This is a genomic window from Roseomonas gilardii (assembly GCF_001941945.1).
In the GTDB taxonomy this organism is placed as follows: domain Bacteria; phylum Pseudomonadota; class Alphaproteobacteria; order Acetobacterales; family Acetobacteraceae; genus Roseomonas.
In genome coordinates this window covers 619,820-644,225 of sequence record NZ_CP015583.1, presented here as the reverse complement: position 1 = coordinate 644,225, position 24,406 = coordinate 619,820, and the positions used below count along the sequence as shown (strand labels likewise).

The 24,406-nt window shown below is 69.4% G+C and carries 21 protein-coding genes; 15 read left to right on the top strand and 6 right to left on the bottom strand.

Annotation, left to right across the window (positions count from 1 at the left end):
- Positions 1–13 precede the first annotated feature (13 nt).
- The 4 genes from phnE (RGI145_RS02810) to RGI145_RS02795 all read left to right on the top strand — a co-directional run bounded on the left by phnE (RGI145_RS02810) (position 14) and on the right by RGI145_RS02795 (position 3,877).
- Complete coding sequence (phnE, locus tag RGI145_RS02810; RefSeq protein WP_075797149.1) at positions 14–895, top strand: phosphonate ABC transporter, permease protein PhnE; 882 nt, start codon at positions 14–16, stop codon at positions 893–895.
- On the top strand, positions 892–1,737 hold the full coding sequence (gene phnE, locus RGI145_RS02805; RefSeq protein ID WP_075797148.1) for a phosphonate ABC transporter, permease protein PhnE: 846 nt from the start codon (positions 892–894) through the stop codon (positions 1,735–1,737). The genes phnE (RGI145_RS02810) and phnE (RGI145_RS02805) overlap by 4 nt, the downstream gene beginning before the upstream one ends.
- A 169-nt stretch (positions 1,738–1,906) precedes the next feature.
- The gene (locus RGI145_RS02800; RefSeq protein WP_075797147.1) at positions 1,907–2,161 is read left to right on the top strand and encodes a hypothetical protein; all 255 of its coding nucleotides are present in this window, start codon (positions 1,907–1,909) and stop codon (positions 2,159–2,161) included.
- Positions 2,162–2,218: 57 nt separating this feature from the next.
- Positions 2,219–3,877 (top strand): isocitrate lyase, encoded by a 1,659-nt coding sequence (locus RGI145_RS02795; RefSeq protein ID WP_208863915.1) that lies wholly within the window; start codon positions 2,219–2,221, stop codon positions 3,875–3,877.
- Between the two features lie 94 nt (positions 3,878–3,971).
- On the opposite strand, the gene RGI145_RS02790 is transcribed toward RGI145_RS02795, so the two are convergent.
- Positions 3,972–4,883, bottom strand: a complete 912-nt coding sequence (locus tag RGI145_RS02790; RefSeq protein WP_208863914.1) for a dienelactone hydrolase family protein — start codon at positions 4,881–4,883, stop codon at positions 3,972–3,974.
- 325 nt (positions 4,884–5,208) lie between these two features.
- Between RGI145_RS02790 and RGI145_RS02785 the strand changes: the two genes are divergently transcribed.
- Positions 5,209–6,264: an NAD(P)-dependent alcohol dehydrogenase gene (locus RGI145_RS02785; RefSeq protein WP_075797146.1), complete on the top strand. Its 1,056-nt coding sequence runs from the start codon at positions 5,209–5,211 to the stop codon at positions 6,262–6,264.
- Positions 6,265–6,300: 36 nt separating this feature from the next.
- On the opposite strand, the gene RGI145_RS02780 is transcribed toward RGI145_RS02785, so the two are convergent.
- On the bottom strand, positions 6,301–7,095 hold the full coding sequence (locus tag RGI145_RS02780) for a DUF2189 domain-containing protein (RefSeq protein ID WP_237183178.1): 795 nt from the start codon (positions 7,093–7,095) through the stop codon (positions 6,301–6,303).
- Positions 7,096–7,828: 733 nt separating this feature from the next.
- Here RGI145_RS02780 and proV point away from each other — a divergent pair.
- The 3 genes from proV (at position 7,829) to RGI145_RS02765 (ending at position 11,035) form a co-directional block, all read left to right on the top strand.
- Positions 7,829–9,109, top strand: coding sequence for a glycine betaine/L-proline ABC transporter ATP-binding protein ProV (proV, locus tag RGI145_RS02775; RefSeq protein WP_418314492.1), 1,281 nt, complete (start codon positions 7,829–7,831; stop codon positions 9,107–9,109).
- Between the two features lie 73 nt (positions 9,110–9,182).
- Complete coding sequence (locus RGI145_RS02770) at positions 9,183–10,112, top strand: ABC transporter permease (RefSeq protein WP_075797144.1); 930 nt, start codon at positions 9,183–9,185, stop codon at positions 10,110–10,112.
- Positions 10,113–10,147: 35 nt separating this feature from the next.
- On the top strand, positions 10,148–11,035 hold the full coding sequence (locus tag RGI145_RS02765; RefSeq protein ID WP_075797143.1) for a glycine betaine ABC transporter substrate-binding protein: 888 nt from the start codon (positions 10,148–10,150) through the stop codon (positions 11,033–11,035).
- A gap of 36 nt (positions 11,036–11,071) precedes the next feature.
- Here RGI145_RS02765 and RGI145_RS02760 read toward each other — a convergent pair whose 3' ends face one another.
- Positions 11,072–11,947, bottom strand: a complete 876-nt coding sequence (locus RGI145_RS02760) for a sugar phosphate isomerase/epimerase family protein (protein ID WP_075797142.1) — start codon at positions 11,945–11,947, stop codon at positions 11,072–11,074.
- A 10-nt stretch (positions 11,948–11,957) separates the two neighbouring features.
- Positions 11,958–12,758 (bottom strand): IclR family transcriptional regulator, encoded by an 801-nt coding sequence (locus tag RGI145_RS02755; RefSeq protein WP_075797141.1) that lies wholly within the window; start codon positions 12,756–12,758, stop codon positions 11,958–11,960.
- 142 nt (positions 12,759–12,900) lie between these two features.
- Between RGI145_RS02755 and RGI145_RS02750 the strand changes: the two genes are divergently transcribed.
- The 7 genes from RGI145_RS02750 to RGI145_RS02720 all read left to right on the top strand — a co-directional run bounded on the left by RGI145_RS02750 (position 12,901) and on the right by RGI145_RS02720 (position 19,672).
- A complete protein-coding gene (locus RGI145_RS02750; protein WP_075797140.1) occupies positions 12,901–13,896 on the top strand; it encodes a Bug family tripartite tricarboxylate transporter substrate binding protein in 996 nt (331 codons plus the stop codon).
- 305 nt (positions 13,897–14,201) lie between these two features.
- Complete coding sequence (locus RGI145_RS02745) at positions 14,202–16,385, top strand: anthranilate synthase component I (protein WP_075799772.1); 2,184 nt, start codon at positions 14,202–14,204, stop codon at positions 16,383–16,385.
- 131 nt (positions 16,386–16,516) lie between these two features.
- The gene (locus RGI145_RS02740) at positions 16,517–17,233 is read left to right on the top strand and encodes a DUF1194 domain-containing protein (protein WP_075797139.1); all 717 of its coding nucleotides are present in this window, start codon (positions 16,517–16,519) and stop codon (positions 17,231–17,233) included.
- A 232-nt stretch (positions 17,234–17,465) separates the two neighbouring features.
- The gene (locus tag RGI145_RS02735) at positions 17,466–17,672 is read left to right on the top strand and encodes a cold-shock protein (RefSeq protein WP_075797138.1); all 207 of its coding nucleotides are present in this window, start codon (positions 17,466–17,468) and stop codon (positions 17,670–17,672) included.
- Between the two features lie 124 nt (positions 17,673–17,796).
- Complete coding sequence (locus tag RGI145_RS02730; RefSeq protein ID WP_075797137.1) at positions 17,797–18,027, top strand: hypothetical protein; 231 nt, start codon at positions 17,797–17,799, stop codon at positions 18,025–18,027.
- A gap of 46 nt (positions 18,028–18,073) precedes the next feature.
- On the top strand, positions 18,074–18,274 hold the full coding sequence (locus tag RGI145_RS02725; protein WP_019461092.1) for a hypothetical protein: 201 nt from the start codon (positions 18,074–18,076) through the stop codon (positions 18,272–18,274).
- Between the two features lie 378 nt (positions 18,275–18,652).
- Positions 18,653–19,672: a hypothetical protein gene (locus RGI145_RS02720; RefSeq protein WP_075797136.1), complete on the top strand. Its 1,020-nt coding sequence runs from the start codon at positions 18,653–18,655 to the stop codon at positions 19,670–19,672.
- A 118-nt stretch (positions 19,673–19,790) separates the two neighbouring features.
- Here RGI145_RS02720 and RGI145_RS02715 read toward each other — a convergent pair whose 3' ends face one another.
- Both RGI145_RS02715 and RGI145_RS02710 read right to left on the bottom strand, forming a co-directional pair.
- The gene (locus tag RGI145_RS02715) at positions 19,791–21,089 is read right to left on the bottom strand and encodes a D-amino acid dehydrogenase (RefSeq protein WP_075797135.1); all 1,299 of its coding nucleotides are present in this window, start codon (positions 21,087–21,089) and stop codon (positions 19,791–19,793) included.
- Between the two features lie 218 nt (positions 21,090–21,307).
- Positions 21,308–24,406: an efflux RND transporter permease subunit gene (locus RGI145_RS02710; protein ID WP_075797134.1), complete on the bottom strand. Its 3,099-nt coding sequence runs from the start codon at positions 24,404–24,406 to the stop codon at positions 21,308–21,310.

The following is a 24,406-nucleotide window of genomic DNA, read 5'->3' as shown; positions in this document are numbered from 1 at the left end:
GAGAGCCCGCCGCGTGAGCGCGACAGCCGGCGCCGTCGCGCGCGGCGAGGCCGCTTTCCAGGCCGCCCGGCGGCGCCGCTGGCTGGGGGCGCTGCTGGTGCTGGCGGTGCTGCTGCCCTGCCTCTGGCTCGCCGCCTGGGTCAGCGAGTTCCGCTGGCCCATCCTCGCCGCCGGCTTCCCGCGCATGGGCGACTACTTCCTCCGCACCCTGCCCGACCTGCGCTGGGGCAGCCTGTTCGCCGGGGTGAAGACCGAGGGCAGCCTCGCCTACTGGTTCTACCGCCTCGACCGCTGGGCCTGGCTGCTCTTCGAGACGGCGAATATGGCGGCGCTCGCCACCGTGGCGGGCACCATTCTCGCCCTGCCGCTGGCCTTTCTCGGCGCCCGCAACATCTCGCCCGGCGGCTGGGCCTTCCAGCTCTCCCGGCGCGGGCTGGAGGCGGTGCGGACCGTGCCGGAACTGGTCTTCGCGCTGATCCTGGTCTGGGCCTTCGGCATCGGCGCGCTGCCGGGCATCATCGCCATCGCGCTGCACACGGCGGGCGCGCTGGGCAAGCTCTTCGCCGAGGCCATCGAGAATGCCGAGATGGGCCCCTGGGAAGGGCTGCGCGCCTCCGGCGCCCACTGGGTGCAGGCCTGCCGCTGGGCGGTGCTGCCGCAGGTCGGGCCGTCGCTGCTGTCCTACGTGCTGCTGCGCTTCGAGATCAACGTGCGGGGCGCCAGCGTCATCGGCTTCGTCGGGGCGGGCGGCATCGGCGAGGAACTCTACACCGTGATCCTCTCCAACTACTACGAGGAGATCAGCGCCATCGTCGTGCTGATCGTGCTGACCGTGATGGCCATCGATCTCGCCAGCGAGCGCCTGCGCCACCGCCTGATCGGGCCCCGCGCATGAGCCCCGCCGACCTCGCCCGCTGGAAAGCCGCGCAGCCCACCGCCTTCGGCCCCGGCCCGCATGGCCTCGCGCTGCGCTGGCTCGGCGGCCTCGCCTTCCTCGGCTGGCTGGGCTGGGCGCTGTGGTGGTTCGGCATCTCGCCCCAGCGGCTCTGGAACGGGCTCTGGGGCCTGGGCGTGATCGTGCGGCTGATGATCCCGCCCTCGCCCGGCGCCCTGTGGTGGGACATCCTGCGCGGCATCGGCGAGAGCCTCGCCATGGCCTTCCTCGGCAGCGTCATCGCGGGGACGCTGGCCATCCCGCTCGGCTTCCTCGGGGCGCGCAACGGGCTCACCATTTTCCTTCTGCGCTTCTCGCTGCGCCGGATCTTCGACGGCGTGCGCGGCATCGACCAGCTCATCTGGGCGCTGGCCTTCGTGCGTGCCGTCGGCCTCGGCCCGCTCGCCGGCGTGCTGGCCATCGTCACCTCCGACACCGCCGTGCTCGCCAAGCTCTATGCCGAGGCCATCGAGAATGCCGAGCCGCGGCAGGCCGAGGGCGTGGTCGCCGCCGGCGGCTCGCGCCTCATGGCGCTGCGCTGGGGCGTCTGGCCGCAGGTCCTGCCGGTGATGCTGGCCCAGGCGCTCTACTTCTTCGAGAGCAATACCCGTTCCGCCGCGATCCTGGGCGTGGTCGGCGCCGGCGGCATCGGGCTGCAGATCGCCGAGCGCATCAAGGTCCGCAACTGGGACGAAGTGGCTTTCATCATCCTCGTGATGGTCCTCCTCGTCGCGGCGATCGACGCCATCTCCGGCCGCATCCGCCGCCGCCTGATCGGCCGGCGCGAGGTGGCCACGGCCTGAGCGGGGCCGGCGGCCCCGGCGGATTTACATCTTTTACAGATGTAATGGATTTACAGTAAATCTCGTCACAGCTTTACAGCACCTCATGTAAATCCTGTATTTCCTCCGGCCCGATGAGCGCGTTCTATCTCCCGTGAGAGGTTCACCTCCGATCAGGGAGTACGCAGACATGTTCATCAACACCAGGACCCAGGTCATCCCCTCCGTGACGCAGTCGCGGGACCTGCCGCAGAACACCCCCGCCGCCAGCCAGGACCCGTCCGCGGAGCAGCATGACGACGGCCTCGTGCACGGCCATAGCTGGGCCTATGCGCAGGGCGAGAAGGACGGCCCCGTGGGGCTGCGCCAGGGCGCGACCGTGGCCGACGCGTCCAGCATCCGCACGCCGAGCAGCGCGGTGCACGACGACCTCCACTACAGCTGACCGAACCGCCCCCGCCTCCCGCCCCCGGGCATTTCACAGCATAGCAGGAACCGAGACATGTCTTCCCCCAACTACGCCCCGGATGGTCTGAACGTCGGCTTCTCCGGCGGCGATGGCGCGGCCAGTGCCTATCACAGCGATGTCGAGCAGATCGGCAAGCTGGTGGAGAGCCGGCAGGGCACCTGGGACGCGATCAGTCCCGAATCCGCCGCCCGTATGCGCCTGCAGAACCGCTTCCGCACCGGCCTCGACATCGCGCGCTATACCGCCGGCATCATGCGCGCCGACATGGCGGCCTATGACCGCGACCCGGCGCTCTACACCCAGTCGCTCGGCGCCTGGCACGGCTTCATCGCGCAGCAGCAGATGATCGCGGTGAAGAAGCATTTCGGCGGCACGGATCGGCGCTACATCTACCTCTCCGGCTGGATGGTGGCGGCGCTGCGCTCGGAATTCGGCCCCCTGCCCGACCAGTCGATGCACGAGAAGACCAGCGTGCCCGCGCTGATCGAGGAGATCTATACCTTCCTGCGCCAGGCCGATGCGCGCGAGGTCAACGACCTGTTCCGCGCCTATGACAAGGCCCGGGCGGCGGGTGATCATGCGAAGGCGGCGGAGCTGCTGGCCTCGGCGGAGAAGCACCAGACCCATGTGGTGCCGATCATCGCCGATATCGACGCGGGCTTCGGCAATGCGGAGGCGACCTATCTTCTCGCCCGGAAGATGATCGAGGCGGGCGCCTGCGCGCTGCAGATCGAGAACCAGGTCTCCGACGAGAAGCAGTGCGGCCACCAGGACGGCAAGGTGACGGTGCCGCACGAGGACTTCATCCAGAAGATCCGCGCCATCCGCTACGCCTTCCTGGAACTTGGCGTGCCGGATGGGATCATCGTCACCCGCACGGATTCGCTCGGCGCCGGCCTGACCAAGCAGATCGCCTATAGCCGCGAGCCGGGCGATATCGGCGACCAGTACAACAGCTTCCTCGACTGCGAGGAGATCACCGCCGAGCAGGCGAAGGACGGCGACGTGCTGATCCGCCGCGAGGGCAAGCTGCTGCGCCCGAAGCGCCTGCCGAGCAACCTCTACCAGTTCCGCCCCGGCACCGGCGCGGACCGCTGCGTGCTGGACAGCATCACCTCGCTCCAGAACGGCGCCGACCTGCTCTGGATCGAGACGGAGAAGCCGCATGTCGAGCAGATCGCCAGCATGATGGACCGGGTGCGCGAGGTCGTGCCGAACGCCAAGCTGGTGTACAACAACTCGCCGTCCTTCAACTGGACGCTGAGCTTCCGCCAGCAGGTCTATGATGCCTGGCAGAAGGAAGGCCGCGACGTCTCCACCTATGACCGCGCGAAGCTGATGAGCGTGGACTATGACGGGACCGATCTGGCGGAGGAGGCGGATGCCCGCATCCGCAGTTTCCAGGCCGATGCCTCGAAGCGTGCCGGCATCTTCCACCACCTGATCACGCTGCCGACCTACCACACGGCCGCACTGTCCACCGACACGCTGTCGCAGAAGTATTTCGGCGAGCAGGGCATGCTGGGCTACGTGCTGGACGTGCAGCGGCAGGAGATCCGGCGCGGCGTGGCCTGCGTCCGCCACCAGAACATGGCGGGTTCCGACGTCGGCGACGAGCACAAGGAGTATTTCGCCGGCGAGGCCGCGCTCAAGGCCGGCGGCGCCCACAACACGATGAACCAGTTCGCCTGAACAGGCGGCATCGGAGCAGGAGGGGCCGTCCCGCGAGGGGCGGCCCTTCGCATGTCCGCTGGCTTCCGGGTGCGGAACGCAGGATGCGGCGCCGTCAGGCTAGGTTCTGACGGAAATGCGCGAGCGTCCGCTCCCAGGCCAGCTTCGCCGCCGCCTCGTCGTAGCGCGGCGTCGAGTTGTTGTGGAAACCGTGCTGCGTGCCCGGATAGACATAGGCCTCGTAGGGGATGCCGTGCGCCTTCAGCGCCGCCTCGTAGCCGGGCCACATCGCGTTGATGCGCTCGTCCTTCTCCGCGTAGTGGATCAGCAGCGGCGCCTTGATGGCGGGGACACCGGCGGTTTCCGGCGCCGCGCCATAGAAGGGCACGGCGGCCCTCACCTCGGCCCCGAGCGCGACGGCCAGCGCATTGGTGGTGGTGCCGCCCCAGCAGAAGCCGGTGATGCCGAGCCTGCCCGAGGACAGTTCATGCGCCTTCAGCCAGATGGCGCTGTTGCGCATGTCCTTGCGCAGCTTGTTCTGGTCCAGCCCCGCCTGGAGATCACGCCCGTCATCGTCGTTGCCGGGATAGCCGCCGACCGGGAACAGCCCGTCCGGCGCCAGGGCCAGGAAGCCTTCGACCGCGAGGCGGCGCGCGACATCCTCGATATAGGGGTTCAGCCCCCGGTTCTCGTGGATCACCAGCACCGCCGGGAAAGGTCCCGCTCCGCTGGGCCGCACCAGATAGCCCCGCATCGTGCCGGAGGTACCGCCGGGCGAGGGATAGGTGACATACCGGGCCTGGATGCGCTCATCGGTGAAGGAAACGGTCTGCGCCTGCGCGTAGCGGGGCAGGAGTGCCTGCGCCATTGCCAGCCCGCCCGCGATCATGGCGGCGCGGGCGAGGAATTCGCGGCGATCGAGCCGGCCATGGCAGTATTCGTCGTAGAGGTCGAAGACCCGCTGGTCGATCTCCGCCTGTGTCAGTGGCGGCGGAACCGGCGTTCCGGCTTCCATCGTCTCGGGCATCGGGCGTCTCCTCGTCTGGCTCCCGGCCAGCCTCCGGGCCGTCGCCCGGGATCGGGAACGGCGCCCATGATCCGGCCCGGGATGCGCCGGGCAGTCTAGCCATCCTCCGCCATGCCGCCAGGAGCGATCGCCGGCCTGTCCGGCCTTCACGTTCCATTGATCGCCATGCTTTCCGCCATGACCGGTCTCGCGGAGCCCTGGCCGAATCCCTGGCCCGGGCACAGATCCCCCGCTGACCGCTCTTTCGCCGCCCATGCGTCTCGCGCCGCCCGCACCGGGGCGGCCGCGGCGCCTTCCCATGCCTTCTTCGTGCGAGGACATCCGCATGTTCACCTGCACCGGCTATGCCGCGGAAGCCGCCACGGCGCCGCTTGCCCCGTTCACCTTCGAGCGCCGCGATCCCGGCCCGATGGATGTGCGGATCGACATCCTCTATTGCGGCGTCTGCCATTCCGACCTGCACCAGGCCCGCAACGAGTGGCACAACACCCTCTATCCCTGCGTGCCAGGCCACGAGATCGTCGGCCGCGTCACGGCGGTCGGCGCGGCCGTGACCCGCTTCCGGGTGGGCGACCTCGCCGGCGTCGGCTGCATGGTCGATTCCTGCCGCGAATGCGCGAGCTGCCAGGAAGGGCTGGAGCAGTACTGCGAGCGCGGCTTCGTCGGCACCTATAACGGCGAGGACAGGCAAGGCGGCGGCCATACCTTCGGCGGCTATTCCCGCGCCGTGGTGGTGGACCAGGCCTTCGTGCTGAAGGTGCCGGAGAACCTGGACCTCGCCGCCGTGGCGCCGCTGCTCTGCGCCGGCATCACCACCTATTCGCCGCTGCGGCACTGGAAGGTCGGCCCCGGCCAGCGAGTCGGCATCGTCGGCCTGGGCGGGCTCGGCCATATGGCGGTGAAGTTCGCCCGGGCCTTCGGCGCCCATGTCGTGCTCTTCACCACCTCCGCCAGCAAGGTCGAGGATGCGCTGCGCCTCGGCGCGCATGAGGTGGTGCTGTCGCGGGACGAGGCGGCGATGGCCAGGGAGGCCAACAGCTTCGACTTCATCCTCGACGCCGTGGCGGCGCAGCACGACATCAACGCCTATCTTGGCCTGCTGAAGCGCGACGGCACGCTGGTGCAGGTCGGCGCGCCGGAGCAGCCCCTGCCGGTCGCCGTGTTCAGCCTGATCTTCAAGCGCCGCAGCTTCGCCGGGTCGCTGATCGGCGGCATCGCGGAAACGCAGGAGATGCTGGACTTCTGCGGCGAGCACGGGATCACCTCGGACATCGAGATGATCCGCATGGACGAGATCAACGCCGCCTATGAGCGCATGATCCGGTCCGACGTGAAATACCGCTTCGTGATCGACATGGCGACCCTGCCCGAGGCCGCCTGACGGCCGGCCGGGGCGCGAGGCCCCGGCCGATCCCCCTCACGCCACGATGCGCCGGTACAGGTGCCAGGTGGCATGGCCCAGGACGGGCATGACCACGGCCAGCCCGACGAAGCAGGGCAGCGAGCCCAGGACCAGCAGCACCGCCACGATCAGGCCCCAGCCGAGCATCGGCCCCGGATTGGTGGCCATGGCCTGCATCGAGGCGCGCACCGCCTCCGCCACGCCGACATCACGGTCCAGCAGGAGCGGGAAGGACACCGCCGAGATGCTCAGCACCAGCAGGGCGAAGAAGAAGCCCGCGCCGTTGCCGAGCAGGATCATGCTGCGCCCTTCGCGCGTCCGCAGCACGTCGTGCAGGAACTCGCCCATCGAGTCCGGCGGGGCGGCGCCCAGCGTGGCGACATAGATGGCCTTGGCCACGAAGAGCCAGGCGACGAAGACGGCGAAGAGCACAACGCCCAGCGCCGCGATGGAGAAGAGCGAGGGCGAGCGCAGCACGTCGAAGGCGTTCACCCAGGATGCCGGCTCGCCGCGCTCGCGACGGCGGCTGATCTCGTAGAGCCCCAGCGCGGCGACGGGGCCGAGCAGGCTGATGCCCGCCAGCATGGGGAACAGCAGCGGCAGCAGCTCGTAGCCGAAGGCCGCGCGGGCGGCGATGAGGCCGACCAGCGGATAGATCACGCCCAGGAAGACCAGCTGGGTCGGTGTTTCCCGGAAATCCCGCCATCCGTCGGACAGCGCGGCGCGCAGGTCGTCATAGCCGATGTGGCGGATGGCGGGACGCGCGGGCACCCTCATGCCGCCGGTGGCCGCGGACGGATTCGTCACCATTCTCTCTACCCTCCCGAATGCATGGGCCCGGCGGGAACCATGGGAGGGGCACGTGGCCGAGGCGGCCCGGAGAGTGATCGGGTCGGTCAGGGTCCCTTGCGGGGAACCCATCGCCGCTTGTGGCGTCGTGCTCCATCGATCGGTCTGCCCGCCACCGGGCCCGTCGTGGAAGGCGGCGGTCCGGCTGCTCCTGATCTGGGCGGAAACGGGGCCTTTTTCCAGAAGATTCCAGCCGGAGGGCTGGCAAATGGCTGGTCATTTCGCAGTGAAGGGCGAACCCGAGTCGCCTGGTGACCCAAGCTGTTTCACGGGGTTACAATATCGTGATAAGGTGTCCCAGAACCGGATCAGTCAATCCTTCCTCTCCGGCGAAATCCGGACAGGCCAACCGGTCATCCGCCGAGCATATCCCTGGAAGCCACAAGAATAATTCGCCCTGCCTCCGATGGTCCCGGCTCATATCTCCTGACCATGCACAGGCGATCATCTTTCCGGATTGCTTCCCGCACAGCGCATGTCTGTGCCGTTAGGTGTGGACAATCCAGTTCATCCATTCTACATCGCGGCCAAGGTTATTTACGGCAGCGACACATCATTGTGTCATTTTCGGGGCAGGAAGGTCCGATCCGGAACCTTCCGCCCGTTCTGTGCTCATAGCGGCCGTGCCTGCCGGCGGCCGCTCGCATGGAGGTGAGTGCCATCCCAGGGCGGATGGCCAACTGGGAGACGCATTATGGATACGGCGACGACCGCGACATCCCCCGGGATGTCCGCGACCGATTCCCTGCCGGTGGCGACCGCCGCCGATACGGCCAGCGAAGCACAGGTGAAGATCGCCCTGCGCGACGTGTACAAGGTCTTCGGCGACCATCCCGACCGCGCCATGGAGATGGTGCGCCAGGGCAAGGGCAAGGACGAGATCCATGCCGAGACGGGCTGCACGCTGGGCGTCAACGGCGCGAATTTCGACATCATGGCCGGCGAGATCTTCGTGATCATGGGGCTTTCCGGCTCCGGCAAGTCCACCCTTCTGCGCCTGCTCAACCGCCTGATCGAGCCGAGCTCGGGCGCCATCCTGGTGGATGGGCAGGACATCACCCGCATGTCGAAGCGCGAGCTGACCGAGCTGCGCCGCCGCGACATGAGCATGGTCTTCCAGTCCTTCGCCCTGCTGCCCAACCGCACGGTGCTCGACAACGCCGCCTTCGGGCTGGAGGTCGCGGGCGTCGGCGAGGCGGAGCGCCATGCCAAGGCCATGGCGGCGCTGGAGGGCGTGGGCCTGGCAGCCTATGCCCAGAGCCGCCCCGACCAGCTTTCCGGCGGCATGAAGCAGCGCGTCGGCCTTGCGCGCGCGCTGGCGAGCGAGCCGACCGTGCTGCTGATGGACGAGGCCTTCTCGGCCCTCGACCCGCTGATCCGCACGGAGATGCAGGACGAGCTGCTGCGCCTGCAGTCCGAGCACAGCCGCACCATCATCTTCGTCAGCCATGACCTCGACGAGGCCATGCGCATCGGCGACCGCATCGCCATCATGCAGCACGGCAACGTGGTGCAGGTCGGCACGCCGGACGAGATCGTGACCAACCCGGCCAACGACTATGTCCGCTCCTTCTTCCGCAACGTGGACGTGTCGCAGGTCTTCCGCGCCGGCGACGTGGCCCGCGATGCGCAGGTCGTGCTGATCGAGCGCAAGGGCCTCGCCGTCCCGGCCGCGCTGGAGCGCATGCGCCGGCACGACCGCGACGTCGCCATCGTGGTGGGGCGCGACCGCCGCTACCACGGCATGGTCAGCGCGGAATCCCTCGCCCGTGCCGCGCGCAGCGGCGAGGCGGACCCGTACCACCGCGCCTTCCTGTCGGAGATCGAGCCGATCGACGCGGACCAGACGCTGTCCGACGTGCTCGGCCGCGTCGCGCAGAGCCCCTGGCCCGTGCCCGTGGTCGATGCGCAGCGCCGCTATGTCGGCTCCATCAGCAAGTCCGCCCTGCTGATGACCCTGGACCGCGCCGCCTGAGGCGAGGCCCCCGCGGCGCCCGTGCCGCGGGTTTCCCGCGCCCCCTCTGGCCCACAGCACCGGAACACATCCCATGAACATGCATCTCGGCATCGGCGAAGCCGCCGACACCGTCGTCAACTACATCCTCGACCACTTCATGCCGTTCCTCGACGGCATCGCCATGGTGATCGGCTTCGTCACCGACACCATCAAGGCGGCCCTGACCGGCGTCCCGCCGCTGGCCGCCGTGGCGGTGATCGTGCTCCTCGCGCTCTGGCGCGTGGGCTGGAAGTTCGCCCTCTTCGCCGTGGCCGCGCTCTTCGTGATCCTCGGCATGGATCTGTGGGAACGCACGATGGAGACCCTCTCCCTCGTCCTCTCCGCCACCGTCATCGCCATCGTGGTCGGCGTGCCGCTCGGCATCGCCATGGCGCGCAGCGAGGCCGTGGCGCTCTTCGTCCGCCCCGTGCTCGACCTGATGCAGACCATGCCGGCCTTCGTCTACCTGATCCCGGCCGCCATGTTCTTCGGCCTGGGCGCCGTGCCCGGCACCATCGCCACGGTGATCTTCGCCATGCCGCCGGTCGTGCGCCTGACCAATCTCGGCCTGCGGCAGGTGAACAGCGAGTTCATCGAGGCCGGCCTCGCCTTCGGCTGCACGCCGGGGCAGTTGCTGATGAAGGTGCAGCTCCCGAACGCGCTGCCCTCCATCATGGCCGGCATCAACCAGACCATCATGCTGTCGCTGTCGATGGTGGTGATCGCCTCGATGATCGGCGCGGGCGGCCTGGGCAACACCGTGCTCACCGGCATCCAGCGCCTCGATGTCGGCACCGGCTTCGAGGGCGGCCTCGCCGTGGTGATCCTCGCCGTGCTGCTCGACCGCATCACCCAGAGCTTCGGCCAGAAGCGCCCCGCGCTGCTCCCCGGCCTGCGCGCGCTCTTCGTGCGCAACACCCAGCGGGCGAATGACGGCGAGGCGAAGCAGGGCAGCACCGCCGCCCGCCTCGCCAGCCACTGACCGTCCCACACGAACCGCAGAAAGGAAGACGCCCCATGCTGAACCGGCGCAACCTCCTCACCCTCGCCGCCACGACCGGCGGTGCCCTCCTCACCGGCGGCCTCGCCCGTCCGGCCCTGGCCCAGGCGCGCCAGAAGGTCACCCTCGGCTATGCCCCATGGGCCGATGCGGAATTCGTCACCAAGCTGGCGGCGAAGCTGATGAAGGACCGGCTGAACGTCGAGCCGGCGCTGATGCAGAGCGACATCGCCCCGCTCTACCAGGGCATCACCCGCGGCGACGTGGACGCCATGCTGCAGCTCTGGCTGCCCGAGACCCATGCCGACTACTGGAAGCGCATCGAGGGCAAGGTGGACCGCCTCGGCGTGCTCTACACCGATGCCAAGCTGGGCTGGGTGGTACCCAACTACGTGCCGAAGGAGGAGCTGAACTCCTTCGCCGACCTCAAGAATGACGAGGTGCGCGAGAAGCTCGGCGGCATCGTCCAGGGCATCGAGCCCGGCGCCGGCCTGACCCGCGTGTCGCGGGAGGCGCTGAAGACCTACGGCCTCGACGACACCTACCGCCTGCAGGAGTCGAGCGAGGCGGCGATGATCTCGATGATCGAGCGTTCCATGCGCCGCAAGAAGTGGGTGGTGGCGACGGCCTGGAGCCCGCACTGGATGTTCGGCAAGTACGACCTGCGCTACCTCGCCGATCCGGAGAAGGCGATGGGCGGCAGCGAGCAGGTCTATGCCATCGCCCGCAAGGGGCTGAAGGAGCAGAGCCCTGGCGTCACCAACCTGCTCACCCGCATGAACCTGCCGCTGGACGAGCTGCAGAAGGCCATGCTGGACGCGCAGGAGACCAGCTACGACAAGGCGGTGGAGAACTACATCGCCGGCCACAAGGATCGCGTGGAGTCCTGGCTGAAGACGGCCTGACCACGCGCCGGGGGAGGCCGCGCCTCCCCCGTCTTCTCAGGCCGGCGCCGCCTCGTCCACCGCCCCCTCCACCGCCTGGCGCAGCCGCTCCAGGCTCTGCCGCACCGCCGCCGCCTCATCCGTCCCGAAGCGCGGGTGCAGGTAGTCGATCTCCACCGCCAGCAGCCCGTCATAGCCGGTGCGGGCCAGTTCCCGCACCACGGCATCGACATCCACCACCCCCTGGCCCAGCGGCACGCTCGGCCAGGAGGCGAAGCTGCCCTCTGCCCCCGGCTGCGGCGCCACGTCCTTCACATGCGTCGCCCGCGCCCAGGGCGCCAGCCGCCGCACCACCGCCAGCGCATCCTCGCCCAGCCGCACATTGTTGGCGGTGTCGAGGCAGACACCGAGCCAGGGCGAATCCACCCGCTCCAGCAGCTCGGCCAGTTCCTCCGCCATCATGTCGAGATGGTTCTCGATCGCCAGCACCACGCCCTGCTCCCCGGCGGCATCGGCCAGTTGGCGCAGCAGCGGCAGCAGCAGGTCGCGCTGCTCCTCCCACCGCTCCGGCCGCGTGCGCCGCCCGCCGCAGCAGATCCGCATCGCCGGCGCGCCCAGGGTGCGCGCCACGGCCAGGTGCTTCAGCAGGTCCGCCGCCGCCTCGGGCTTCCGCCCCGATCCCAGCCCGTCCGGATGCCCCCAGGCCCAGATCCTGGCGAAGCCCGCCTCGTCCAGCGCCGCCCGAAGCCGCTCTAGGAAAGCTGGGTCCGAGGGCAGGTGGCAGGCCTCCAGCGACACGCCCTCCGCTCCCATCTCCCGCGCCACGCGCAGGAAGTCCCAGACCTCCATCCGCTGGCCCGGCTCCTCCTCCAGCCCGGGGTAGTGCTCCCCGAAGAAGCGGTGGAAGCTGTAGGAATCGATCCCGACCTTCATGGCGCTCCTCTCACGCCACACGCCGCAGCGCCGGGGCGAAAAGCGGCGAGCCGCCTGCCGAAGCTCCCAGCTCCGCCGCTGCTGCCAACAGGAGCGGCGCCAGCGCACGCATCCGCGCCTCCGTCATCCGCGCGCTCGGCCCGGCGAGGCTCACTGTGCCGCAGGTTGCGCCCCCAGCGGGTGGGCGGATCGGCGCTGCCATGGCCGAGGTCCCGGCCTCGTAGGCGTCGCGCACCAGGGCAAAGCCCCGCTCCCGCGTCTGGCCCAACGCCTCCAGCAATGCCGCCACCGTCGCGGGCGCCCCGGGGCCGCGGCGCTCCGGCGCAAAGCCCTGGCGTGCCACCAGGGACAGCGCCGCCTCGTCTTCGAGGCAGGACAGCCAGGCATGACCGTTCGCGGTACAGGACAGCAGGACCTCCGCCCCCGTATCCGGGTCGGGGTCGTAGCGCAGCCCGTAGCGCGCACCCTGCGCCTTTCCCACCCAGGTCAGACGGTCACCATCGATCACCGCCAGCCGCGCCAGCTCGCCCGCCTGCTCCGCCAGCCCGTCCAGGATCGGTTGCGCGATGTCGGTGATCCCGTTGGCCGAGAGATAGGTGAAGGCCAACGAGGCGATCCGTGCCGTCAGCCGGTAAGGCCCGCCCTCCTCGTCCTGCCGCACGTAGCCGCTGGATCGCAGTTCCCCCAGCAGCCGATGCGTGGCGCTGCGCGGAATGTCCAGTCGATCCGCTACGGTATGCAGCGCCAGCCCGCCGGGATGTGGAGCGAGCAGTTCCAGGATGGCGAGCGGCCGCTCGCGGACACCTGTCATGGGCGGGCCTCCTCTCTTGTCGCAACAGTTTGCCACTCTTCCTTAAAATGGATCAATATTCCACTTGGAATATCATTCCAGTTAACATAGGTCTGGCAAACGGAGATGCCGGCATAGGCACCGAAAGGGAGAAGAGATCCAAATGATCCTGACGCGGCGCGCCCTCGGCGCGGGTTTCCTGGGCGCGGCGGGCCTCGCCGCCGTCACCCCCGGCACGGCCTTCGGCCAGAAGACGGACACCTATCCCGCACGTCCCGTCACCACGGTCGTTGCCTGGGCGCCCGGCGGTGGCACGGACTATGTTGCCCGCCTCCTGGCCGAGCAGTTTTCCAAGGAATTCGGTCAGAGCTTCGTGGTGGAGAATCGCGCCGGCGCCAGCGGAACCATCGGCCATGCCAGCGTCGCCCGCGCCCGGCCGGACGGCTACACGCTGCTGATGGGCGTAAACTCCACCTATGCGATGGCGCGCCACCTCTTCCCCAACCGCGGCTACGACGACGAGCGCAGCTTCGCCCCGGTCGGCAGGATCGCCACCATCGCCGCCTACCTCTGCGTCCACAGGGACTCGCCGATCCGCTCCGTCGCCGATCTGATCGCGGCGGCCAAAGCCGCTCCCGGCAAGATGACCTATGCCTCGCCCGGCGCCGGCAGTTCCGGCCACCTCGCCCCCGAGCTCTTCCTCAAGATGGCAGGCATCCAGGTGGAGAACATCACCTATCGCGGCGGCGCTCCGATGCTCCAGGCCATGCTGGCGAGAGAAGTGGACATGGCCTTCCTCGACGTGGTCACCGTGCTCCCCTATCTCCGCTCCGGCGAGATGCGCGCCCTGGCCATCGGCAGCCGCGACCGCCTCGCCCTCACGCCTGAGATCCCTACCGTCGCCGAGGCCGGCGTCGTCGGCTTCGAGTGCAACACCGACTACGCCCTCTTCGCTCCCGCTCAGACCCCGGAAACCATCATCCGCCGCCTCAACGCCGGCGTCGCCGCCGCCCTCCAGGCCCCCGCCGTGCGCGACAAGCTGCTCGCCAACGGCTACGTGCTCCAGCCCGGCACGCCGGAGGAATGGCCCGCCTATCTCGCCACGGAATCCGCGAAGTGGGGTGATGTCATCCGTACCCGTGGCATTACGCTGGAATGAAGCGTTCGGGCGGAGTGAGGTCCGCGAGCCAGGCTATGCCTTGCCCCCAGCCGGTGATTATCGGCGAGGACGCGATGCAACGAGTGCCCCCTTGCACCGCCCCGCGCCACGGGCTACCTAATCCGCCATGATCACGCGCAAACCCTCCAGCCGCTGGTGGTGGCCCCTGTAGAACAGGCGGCCCGCGCGTTCCCACGTTTCAAGGCCGCCTCGGAGATCCGGGCGGCCTTTCTCATATCCCCTGCCAGCCTTCCCGGACCCCGAGGCCGCCCAGCCACCCCGGAGTCGAGATGCAGGCGTCCACGATGTCCCAGACCAGCTACCGCACCGAAGGCGGATTGACCGTCCGGCGGGAGACCCTCGCCGCCGATGCCGCGACGCTGATGCCGGATCTGGCGAAGCGCCTCGATCGCCAGCGCGGCGTGCTGCTCTCCTCCTCCTTCGAGTTCCCCGGCCGCTACACCCGCCTCGACATGGGCTTTTCCGACCCGCCGGTGATGCTCACCGCCCGGGGTCGCGAGGTCACCGTCACGGCGCTCAACGAGCGCGGCGAGATCCTGCTGCGCGCCATCGCCCCCGCCCTGCGCGGCATGGCCGAGGTCGGGGAGTCGGAAGCCTCCGCGACCCGGCTCTTCGCCCGCCTGCGCCAGCCGGAAGGCCGCTTCCCGGAGGAGCAGCGCTCCCGCCAGCCCTCCGTCTTCTCCGTGCTGCGCCGCCTGGGCGAGCTGTTCCGCTCGCGCGAGGACGAGCATCTCGGCCTCTACGGCGCCTTCGGCTACGACTTGGTCTTCCAGTTCGAGCCGATGAACCTCCGCCTGCCCCGCGCCGCGGACCAGCGCGACCTCGTCCTCTTCCTGCCGGACGAGGTGCTGGTGGTGGACCACATGCGCGGCACCGCCGAGCGCCACCGCTACGAGTTCACCCTGGACGGCGCCGCCACCGAGGGCCTGCCGCGCGGGACGCCCGCCGATCCCTATCGCCCCGGCACGCAGAAGGACGGCGAGATCCGCAGCGACTACGGCCCCGGCGAATACGCCGCGATGGTCGAGCGCGCGCGCGAGGCCTTCGCCCGCGGCGACCTGTTCGAGGTCGTGCTCGGCCAGACCTTCGCCACCCCCTGCGCCGATGCGCCGAGCGAGCTCTTCGACCGGCTGCGCCGCGTGAATCCCGCCCCCTATGGCGCGCTGATGAATCTCGGCGAGGGCGAGTTCCTGGTCGCCGCCAGCCCCGAGATGTTCGTGCGCGTCGAGGGACGGCGCATCGAGACCTGCCCGATCAGCGGCACGATCAGGCGCGGCCGCGACGCGCTGGAGGATGCCGAGAACATCCGCACCTTGCTCAACTCCCGCAAGGAGGAGAGCGAGCTGACCATGTGCACGGATGTGGACCGCAACGACAAGTCGCGCGTCTGCGTGCCCGGCAGCGTCAAGGTCATCGGCCGCCGCCAGATCGAGATGTATTCCCGCCTGATCCACACGGTGGACCATGTGGAGGGCGAGCTGCTGCCGGAGATGGACGCGCTGGACGGCTTCCTCTCCCATGCCTGGGCGGTGACGGTGACGGGCGCGCCCAAGACCTGGGCGATCCGCCATGTCGAGAACGAGGAGCGTTCCGCCCGCCGCTGGTATGGCGGCGCCATCGGGCGCACCACCTTCGACGGCAACATGAACACCGGCCTGACGCTGCGCACCATCCGCCTGAAGGACGGCGTGGCCGAGGTGCGCGCGGGCGCCACGCTGTTGCATGACAGCGATCCGGCGGCGGAGGAGGCCGAGTGCCGCCTGAAGGCCAGCGCCATGTTCGCCGCCATCAAGGGCGCCACGCCCCCGGCCCCGCCGCAGCGCCCGGCCCCGGCCGAACTGCTGGGCCACAGCCCGCGCGTCCTGCTGGTCGATCACGAGGACAGCTTCGTGCACACTCTGGCCAGCTATTTCCGCGCCGCCGGGGCCGAGGTCACGACGATGCGCCCCGAACTGGCGCGGGAGCGGCTGCGCGAGGGCGCCGACGGCATCGACCTCGTGGTGCTGTCCCCCGGCCCGGGCCGCCCCTCGGATTTCGCGATGACCGAGACGCTGGACCTGCTGGTGGAACGCAGGCTGCCCGCCTTCGGCGTCTGTCTCGGCCTGCAGGGCATCGTCGAGCATTTCGGCGGTGCGCTGGACGTTCTGGAGCGGCCCATGCACGGCAAGCCCTCGCTGATCCACCGCAAGGACAGCCGCTTCCTCCAGGACCTGCCGGAAGAGTTCGCTGTGGGGCGATACCACTCCCTGCACGCCCGCCGCCTCGTGCTGCCGGAGGAGATCGCCGTCACCGCCGAGACCGAGGACGGCGTCGTCATGGCCGTGGAACACAAGCGCCTGCCCATCGCGGCGGTGCAGTTCCACCCGGAATCGCTGATGACGGACCCGAACCGCATCGGCATGCCGCTGATCGCCGCCATGCTCACGCGCCTGACGCGCACCAATGCGGAGCCCGCTCCGGCGGCCTGACGCCGTGCCGGCCGCCGGGGGGCAGCCCCCCGGCGGCCGGCTGGATGGCGGGGGCCCGCCACGGCAAATCCATTTGACATCCCCGCCCCCAGCCCGAACGCTCCTCCCGATCCGGACAGGAGGCGCCCGGCATGGCGGACCATCTCTCACCCCCACGCCGCCCCCAGTGGCGCCGCCGCGAAGCCTTGCTCCTGCCCGCTGCCCTCTCCCCCCTGGCCGGCGCCACGCCCGCGCGGGCCGAGGGGCGGGTGATCGACCTGCTGCTGGTCCTGGCCATCGACGCTTCCGGCAGCATCGATGCCGACGAGTTCCGCCTCCAGCGCGAGGGCTGCGCCCAGGCCATCACCCATCCCGATGTGCTGGCGGCGATCAATTCCGGCCCGCTCGGCGCCATCGGCATCGCCGTGGTGGAATGGGGCGCCCCGGGCGGGGCGGCCACGGTGGTGGACTGGCATCGCATCGACGGCGCCGCCGCTGCCCGGGACATGGCCGGCGCCGTGATGGCCGCGCCCCGTTCGCCGCAATCCTGGAACGCCATCGGCGACGCCGTGGAGCATTCCGCGCGCCTGCTCGCCGCCGCGCCGTGGCGGGTGGATGAGCAGGTGATCGACGTGTCCGGGGACGCGCCCGACATGCGCAGCCTGCGCCCCATCGAGGAGGCGCGGCGGGAGGCCGAGGCCCGGGGCATCGTGATCAACGCCTTGGCCATCGAGGGCGGCCGCCCCGGCCTGCGCCAGACCTATGAGGCCACCGTCATCGCCGGCCCTGGCGCCTTCGTCATGACCGCGGAATCCCGGGCCGACTTCGCCCGCGCACTGCGCGCCAAGCTGATCCGGGAGATCGCCTGAGCCCGGCTCCCATGGCGGCATGCCCCCGTGGCATACCCTTCGGGCGCATGGCGCACCGGCGCAGCCGTCACTTGCAAAACCCGTTCCGCGAGCCCATGTTCCTCGCGTCAGTCTCGTCGTGCCGGCCTGTTCTCCTTGCTCCTCCGAGCGTTGAGCTCGGTGTCCGCTCCCCTCGAAGCCGATCCGGTGCGCATGTCGCGCCCCGGCCTCCGTTGGAAGCGGAAATCCCATCATGGCCTCAGGCACCGTCAAGTGGTTCAACAGCACCAAGGGCTTCGGCTTCATCCAGCCGGATGACGGCTCGAAGGATGTGTTCCTTCATATCTCCGACGTGCAGCGCGCCGGCATCCAGGAGCCCCGCGAGGGCGACAAGCTCGAATACGAGCTCGTCCAGGGCCAGCAGGGCCGCGTCTCCGCCGGCAATATCCGCGCGGCATGACGTGCCGGGGAGGGGTTTTCCCCTCCCTGGAACCGGCGGGCACGGCCCGTCCGGATACCGGATCGCCCCCACGAGGGGGGCACCGGACATCCACGACAGGCTTCGCAGCCTGGAAGGAAAACCCATGGCGAACCACCGTTTCCAGATCGGCGACGAGGTCGAACTGGTTCCCCATCTTTTCAATCCGCATGAGGCCCGGGGCCGCTACACCATCACCCGCCTCCTGCCGAACGATTCGCCGGACCGCGAGTATCGCGTCCGTCAGGGCCAGGACGGCCAGGAACGTGTCGTGCGCGAAAGCGAGATGCGCCTGAGCCCGACCAGCGTCCTCGGCCGGAACGCCATGCCGGCCTGACATTCCACCCGGTCTTCCCCTCTTCCTCTCTTCCAGGTGCAGTCCCGTGTCCCAGCAGACCAAGCCGAAGCCCAAACCCGCCGCGGAACCGGCAGCCCCGCCGGAGGGCCTGGAGGACACCATCGCCTATCTGGCCAAGCGCCACCGCGTTTCCCCCGCCATCGTGCGCGAGATCGCCCGCCGCTCCGGCCAGACCGAGCGCAGCGCCCTGGAGCGCGAGATCGAGCGCGGCAAGTCCCGCCGCTGAGCTGTGGCGGATGATGTAGCCGGTGCAGGGCGTCCTGGCCGGGACATCTCGCACGCACCTTCTCTCCCGCCGCGAGCGGATGGCGGAGGCCGAGTCCCGGGGCTGACCACCTGAGCCCGCCCCTGGCTGAGCCAGTCTATTTGTTCCTATATCAAAACTAATAGCTGCCCCGCCATCGCCTGGGTGCTAGATTTCCCTGTGCCGGGTCCGGCAACAGGGCTCCTTCGAATGCGCATTCTCTCCAACGCCCGGTTCATAGCCAGGCATTCGTCCGCATGGCGAACTTGGCTCCTACTCCTCGGCTTGGCATTCGCTCTGCTTCTGCCGTCTTCCGCGCGGTCCCAGTGCACGGCCACGGAAACCCGGAACGGCATCTCGATGAGCCTGAAGGATGGGCAACTCACCTCGGCGCCGTTCCAGGTCTTTGTGGACACCAGGGTGACCTTGGCCAATGCGCCCCACCTCCTGCTCCGTGCGCCTCATGCCATCACGGAAGCCCTGTCTGGCGAAGACATGCCGCTGAAGCCCCTTCTCGTCGTGCCCAACCAGATCGCGACGGTGAAAGCCGAAGGGCAGAGCATCACCCGTTGCGGCACGGTACTCCTGTTTGACCTGCGGCCCTATCCGATCGAATGGTACAAGCCGATGCGCCGGGTCGAGCCTGTCCTTCGCTGGAACGCCAAGGAAAACGCCACAGAAGCGGAAGCGGCCGACCCACCGGTCCAGGCGATCGGCCCTCGAGTCAATATAGGCCAGCCCGTGCAGGCTTGGTTCTGGACGCTGACGGTGATCCTGTCGCTGGTCGCTCTCATCTTCGCCATGGCCAGACCGCCCGGCTGGGCTCGCAGGATTGCGCGCGATCTTCTCCGCAGGCCCAGGGCGCCCGGCCCCGTGGCCCCGGCCGCCGACGAGGCGCTTTTCTACCTGCTCTGTTCCACCGATGGTCATCTTTCGCTCTCCAAGGTCCAACTCGCCCTCTGGACGCTTGCGATCGGCGCGGCGGTCTTCTTCTACGGCCTCATCCGGGTCGAGGTTCCGTCGGTGCCCAACACCCTGGTCGTCCTTATGGGCCTTTCCTTGGTGACCGGCGGCATGAGTTACCTAGCTTCGGACGGGCCGCCACCTGCCCCGAACCAGCGACCGTCACTACCGGCAAAGCCAAGCCTATCGGACCTCATCCGCAATTTTCCCTACGACAAGCCCGCAGAGCTTTCCATATCGAGGGCGCAGATGCTGTTCTGGACAGTGCTCCTCATCGCGCTCTTCGTCTGGAAGAGCGCGCTGGAAGGTTCCCTGTGGGATGTGCCGGAGCAGCTCGTGGCACTCACCGGCATCAGCCAGCTCGGCTACCTCATGCCCAAGTTCGACTATGGCAAAGGACAGGCGCAGGGCGCCTGATCACCTGATCCAGCGCAGGACGCACCTATGGCTGATCTGTGCGAGACAACCATGCGGACCGGTACCGGACAATCAGGGGAACGGGGCCACGAAAGTCGGAGCTTTTTCACGGCCAGTATCATGCCGCCACGCCCACAGCCCGCGCCACCCGCCCCAGGGCATAGGGCTCCGCCGGAATTCCCGTCTCACGCCCCACGATCATCGACGCCAGCAACTCGCCCGTGCCGCAGCCGATGGTGAAGCCCAGACCGCCATGGCCGAGGTTGAGCCAAAGCCCGTCGATCCCGCTCGGCCCCAGGATCGGCTTCCAGTCCGGCGTTGCGGGGCGCAGGCCAGCCCAGGGCTGCGCGCGCGGCCAGTCGGCGGCGGCGGGGAAGACCTCCCGCGCCTGCCGCGTCAGCGTATCGAGCCGGCGCTGCACCAGATCCGTGGCGAAGCCGACGAGATCCACCATTCCCGCCACGCGCAGCCGCCCCTCGGCGCTCTTCGCCGCCCGGTCCAGCAGCGCATAGACCACCTTGTGGTGCGCGTCGGTGATGCTGATCTCCGGCGGCAGGTCCCCTGCCCGCGTCGGCACGGTCAGGCTGTAGCCCTTGAGCGGATAGAGCGGCAGCATCAGCCCCAGCGGCTCGGCCAGCGACAGCGCCCCGATGCCGGAGGACAGGACGAAGGCATCTGCCTCCACCAGCCCCGCCGGGCTTTCCGCCGCGACCACCGCGCCGTTCCGCAGGCGCAGCGCCGTCACCGGATGGTTGAAGCGGAAGCGGATGTTCGGCCAGCCCCGCAGCACGCCGCGTAGCGCCTCGCAGAATCCGTGCGCGTCGCCCACCGCCTCGTCCGGCGTGAAGACGCCGCCCGCCAGCTTCTCCGCCGTGTCGCGCAGCGCGGGCTCCAGCGCCAGGCATTCGCGGGCATCCAGCACCTGCTGCTTCGCGCCGTACCGCGCCTGGTAGGCCACCAGCGAGGCCGCGCCGCGCAGGTCGCCCTCGTCGCGGAACACCACCAGCTTGCCGTTCTGCCGCCAGGAGAAATCCAGCGGATCGCGTGCCATCATCGCATCGAGCACGCCGCGGCTGTGATAGGCGAGCGCCAGCATCTCCCGCGTGCCCTGCTCGTACACCTCGCGCCGCGAGGCCCGCAGGAAGGCCTTCAGCCAGCGCCAGAGCCGGGGATCGGCCTGCGGCTTCAGCCGCAGCGGCGCCTCGCCGTCGAGGATCCAGTGCATGCCCTTGCGCGCCACGCCCGGCGCCGCCAGGGGCGCGACATAGGAGTAGCTGAGCTGACCTCCATTCGCCTTGCTGGTGCCCAGCCCCGGCCCGGCCTCGCGGTCCAGCACCGTAACCTCGTGCCCGTCCCGCCCGAGGTGATAGGCCGCCGCCAGGCCGGCGATGCCGGCCCCCAGGACGCAGATCCTCATGGCTGGCGCCCTCCGCGGCGGCAGGCGATCGGATGGTACGGAGGGCGTCCGGGCATGGCAGGTCTCACGAAGCAATGATCCGCGTGACAGGGGGCCGGAAATCGCCGCGCCCTGTCAAACGATCATGCGCCCCATCCGGAAAACCGGCCTAGTCCCGCATGGCGCAGCCCAGCCCTGTGCGGAGAGGACGGCGCGCCCTATGGGCCCGTCCCCGGACGCTACTCCGCCGGATGCAGCCGCGCTGGCCCCGGATCGCGTCGCCCACGCAGCCGCCAGCGGTCCAGCGCCAGGTAGATCACCGGCGTGGTGTAGAGCGTGAGCAGCTGCGACAGGATCAGCCCGCCGATGATGGAGATGCCGAGCGGCTGCCGCAGCTCCGCCCCGACCCCGCTGCCCAGCGCCAGCGGCAGCGCGCCGAACAGCGCGGCCAGCGTCGTCATCAGGATCGGGCGGAAGCGGTCGCGGCAGGCGGCCAGGATGGATTCCTCGCTCGACGCGCCCTCCTCCCGCTCATGCGACAGCGCGAAATCCACCAGCATGATCGCGTTCTTCTTCACGATGCCCATCAGCAGGATCACGCCGATCAGCGCCACGACGCTGAAGGAGGTCCCGGTGACCAGCAGTGCCAGCAGCGCGCCCAGCCCCGCCGTGGGCAGGGTGGAGAGGATCGTCAGCGGATGGATGTAGCTCTCGTAGAGCACGCCCAGCACAATATAGATCGAGACCAGCGCCGCCAGGATCAGCAACGGCTGCGAGCTCTCGAAATCCTGGAAGGCGGCGGCATTGCCGCCATACTGGGTGCGGATGCCGGCGGGCAGCATGATCTCCCGCTCCGCCTGGGCCACCAGCGCCTGCGCCTGGCTCAGCGAGATGCCTTCGGCGAGGTTGAAGGTGATGGTGGTGGCCGGGAACTGGCTGCGATGCGTCACGCGCAGCGGCGCCGTTTCCCGCCGCACCTTCGCCACGGACAGCAGCGGCACCGGCCCGTCACGCCCGGGCACGAAGACGCGGTCGAACTGTGTTGCGCTCTGCTGCAGGGAGGGGGTGATTTCCAGCACCACGCGGTACTGGTTGCGGGACATGTAGATGGTGGAGACCTGCCGCTGCGCGAAGGCGTTGTTGAAGGCGGAGCTGATGTCCTCCACCCCCACGCCCAGGCGCGCCGCGGCGTCGCGGTCGATGATCAGCCGTTCCACCAGCCCCGCGCTTTCCTGGTCCGAGGACACGTCGGTGATGCCCGGCACGGTGCGCAGCTTGCGGACCATGTTCTCGGTCCAGTCGCGCAGCTCCCCGATATCCGTGCCCAGCATCACGTAGGAATACTGTGCGTTGCCGCCACGGCCGCCGATGAAAAGGTCCTGCTGCGACCGCATGAAGACGTTCACGCCGGGGATGCGGCTGAGCGGCGCACGCAGCCGGTCGATCACCTGGGCGGCGGTGACGTTGCGCTCCTCGCGCGGCTTGAGCTGGATGAAGATGGAGCCGGAATTGGTGCCGCCGTTGAAGCCGGAGCCGATGGTGGTGCCGATGCTGGCCACCGCCGGGTCCGCCGCGATGATCTCGCCAACCCGCTGCTGCAGCCCCAGCATCCGGTCGAAGGAGGTATCGGGCGCGGCCTGGCTGGAGCCCTGGATCAGGCCGGTGTCCTGCTCCGGAAAGAAGCTCTTGGGCACGACCATGTAGAGCCAGATGGTCAGTGCCACGAAGCCGATCGTGGCCAGCAGCGCGGTGCGCCGGAAATGCAGCACCACGCGCAGCGTGCGCAGATAGAAGCCGATCAGGGCATCCAGCGCCCGCTCGAAGCCCCGCGCCAGGAGGCCCGGCGGGTGTTCCGGCCCGGCACCGCCGAAATGCGCCGTGATCATCGGCGTCAGCGTCAGCGACAGCACGCCCGAGACCAGCACCGCCACCGCGAGCGTCACCGAGAACTCCCGGAAGATGCGCCCGACCACGCCGCCCATGGCCAGCAGCGGCAGGAAGACCGCCACCAGCGAGACGGTGATGGAGACGATGGTGAAGCCGATCTCCCGCGCTCCTTCCAGCGCCGCCTCGACCGGCCCCATCCCGCGCTCGCGCAGGCGGGAGACGTTCTCGATCATCACGATGGCATCGTCCACCACGAAGCCCACCGCGATGGTCAGCGCCATCAGCGAGAAGTTGTTCAGCGAATAGCCGAGGAACCACATCACCACCAGCGTGGCCAGCAGGGACAGCGGCACCGCCGCGCTGGCCGCCAGGATCGAGGAGAGCCGCCGCAGGAAGACCGCCACCACCCCGATCACCAGGCCGATGGAGAGCAGCAGGGTGAACTCCACCTCCTCCACGCTGGCGCGGATGGTGCCGGAGCGGTCGCTCTGCACGTTGACCTGCACGCCGCCCGGCACCCAGCCCAGCAGTTGCGGCTCCATGGCCCGCACGCCGTCCACCACCTCCAGCACGTTGGCGTCGGCCTGCTTGTACACCTGCAGCAGCACCGAGGGCCGGCTGTCGAAGAAGCCCGCCTGCCGCCGGTTGCGGCTGCCGTCGGTGACCCGCGCGATGGCGGAAAGCCGCACCACGCCCTTGTCCGTCGCCTTGACGATCAGCGTCTGGAAGTCCCGCGCCCGGAGCAGCCGGCTGTTCAGCCCGATCGAGGCCGCCTGCTCCGGCCCGTCGATCAGCCCGTTGGCCTGGGTGACGTTGGCGTTGCTGATCGCGGTGCGGACGTCCTCCAGCGACACGCCCGCCGCCGCGACGGCATCCGGGTTCACCGCGACGCGCACCGCCGGCTGGTCGGCCCCGCCCACCTGCACCTGCGCCACGCCGTCCACCTGCGACAGGCGCTGTGCCACGATGCTGTCCGCCACGTCGTAGAGCGCGCTCTGCGTCAGCGTGTCCGAGGTCAGCGCCAGGATCATCACCGGCGCATCCGCCGGGTTGATCTTGCGCACCGAGGGCGGGTTGGGCAGGCCGGAGGGCAGGTCCTGCCGCGCTGCGTTCACGGCGGCCTGCACGTCGCGCGCGGCGCTTTCCTGCGTCCGGCTGATGTCGAACTGGATGATGATGTTGCCCGTGCCGGTGGAGGAGAAGGAGGTCATCTCCGTGATCCCCGCCACCGCGCCGATCTGCCGTTCCAGTGGCGCGATCACGGTCGCCGCCAGCGTCTCCGGGTTGGCGCCGGGCTGGCTCACCTGCACGAAGATGGTGGGCAGGTCCACGCGCGGCATGGCGGAGACCGGCAGCTTCACGAAGGCCACGACGCCCGCCAGCATCATCCCCACCGCCAGCAGGAAGGTGGCGATGGGCCGCCGGATGAAGGGGGCGGAGATCGAGAACAC

What these genes read in the sequence shown, in the direction of transcription:
- phnE (WP_075797148.1), top strand. Translation starts at nt 892, where the DNA reads ATGAGCCCCGCCGACCTCGCCCGCTGGAAAGCCGCGCAGCCCACCGCC.
- RGI145_RS02800 (WP_075797147.1), top strand. Translation starts at nt 1,907, where the DNA reads ATGTTCATCAACACCAGGACCCAGGTCATCCCCTCCGTGACGCAGTCG.
- RGI145_RS02795 (WP_208863915.1), top strand. Translation starts at nt 2,219, where the DNA reads ATGTCTTCCCCCAACTACGCCCCGGATGGTCTGAACGTCGGCTTCTCC.
- RGI145_RS02790 (WP_208863914.1), bottom strand. Translation starts at nt 4,883, where the DNA reads ATGCCCGAGACGATGGAAGCCGGAACGCCGGTTCCGCCGCCACTGACA.
- RGI145_RS02785 (WP_075797146.1), top strand. Translation starts at nt 5,209, where the DNA reads ATGTTCACCTGCACCGGCTATGCCGCGGAAGCCGCCACGGCGCCGCTT.
- RGI145_RS02780 (WP_237183178.1), bottom strand. Translation starts at nt 7,095, where the DNA reads ATGGTGACGAATCCGTCCGCGGCCACCGGCGGCATGAGGGTGCCCGCG.
- proV (WP_418314492.1), top strand. Translation starts at nt 7,829, where the DNA reads ATGGATACGGCGACGACCGCGACATCCCCCGGGATGTCCGCGACCGAT.
- RGI145_RS02770 (WP_075797144.1), top strand. Translation starts at nt 9,183, where the DNA reads ATGAACATGCATCTCGGCATCGGCGAAGCCGCCGACACCGTCGTCAAC.
- RGI145_RS02765 (WP_075797143.1), top strand. Translation starts at nt 10,148, where the DNA reads ATGCTGAACCGGCGCAACCTCCTCACCCTCGCCGCCACGACCGGCGGT.
- RGI145_RS02760 (WP_075797142.1), bottom strand. Translation starts at nt 11,947, where the DNA reads ATGAAGGTCGGGATCGATTCCTACAGCTTCCACCGCTTCTTCGGGGAG.
- RGI145_RS02755 (WP_075797141.1), bottom strand. Translation starts at nt 12,758, where the DNA reads ATGACAGGTGTCCGCGAGCGGCCGCTCGCCATCCTGGAACTGCTCGCT.
- RGI145_RS02750 (WP_075797140.1), top strand. Translation starts at nt 12,901, where the DNA reads ATGATCCTGACGCGGCGCGCCCTCGGCGCGGGTTTCCTGGGCGCGGCG.
- RGI145_RS02745 (WP_075799772.1), top strand. Translation starts at nt 14,202, where the DNA reads ATGTCCCAGACCAGCTACCGCACCGAAGGCGGATTGACCGTCCGGCGG.
- RGI145_RS02740 (WP_075797139.1), top strand. Translation starts at nt 16,517, where the DNA reads ATGGCGGACCATCTCTCACCCCCACGCCGCCCCCAGTGGCGCCGCCGC.
- RGI145_RS02735 (WP_075797138.1), top strand. Translation starts at nt 17,466, where the DNA reads ATGGCCTCAGGCACCGTCAAGTGGTTCAACAGCACCAAGGGCTTCGGC.
- RGI145_RS02730 (WP_075797137.1), top strand. Translation starts at nt 17,797, where the DNA reads ATGGCGAACCACCGTTTCCAGATCGGCGACGAGGTCGAACTGGTTCCC.
- RGI145_RS02720 (WP_075797136.1), top strand. Translation starts at nt 18,653, where the DNA reads ATGAGCCTGAAGGATGGGCAACTCACCTCGGCGCCGTTCCAGGTCTTT.
- RGI145_RS02715 (WP_075797135.1), bottom strand. Translation starts at nt 21,089, where the DNA reads ATGAGGATCTGCGTCCTGGGGGCCGGCATCGCCGGCCTGGCGGCGGCC.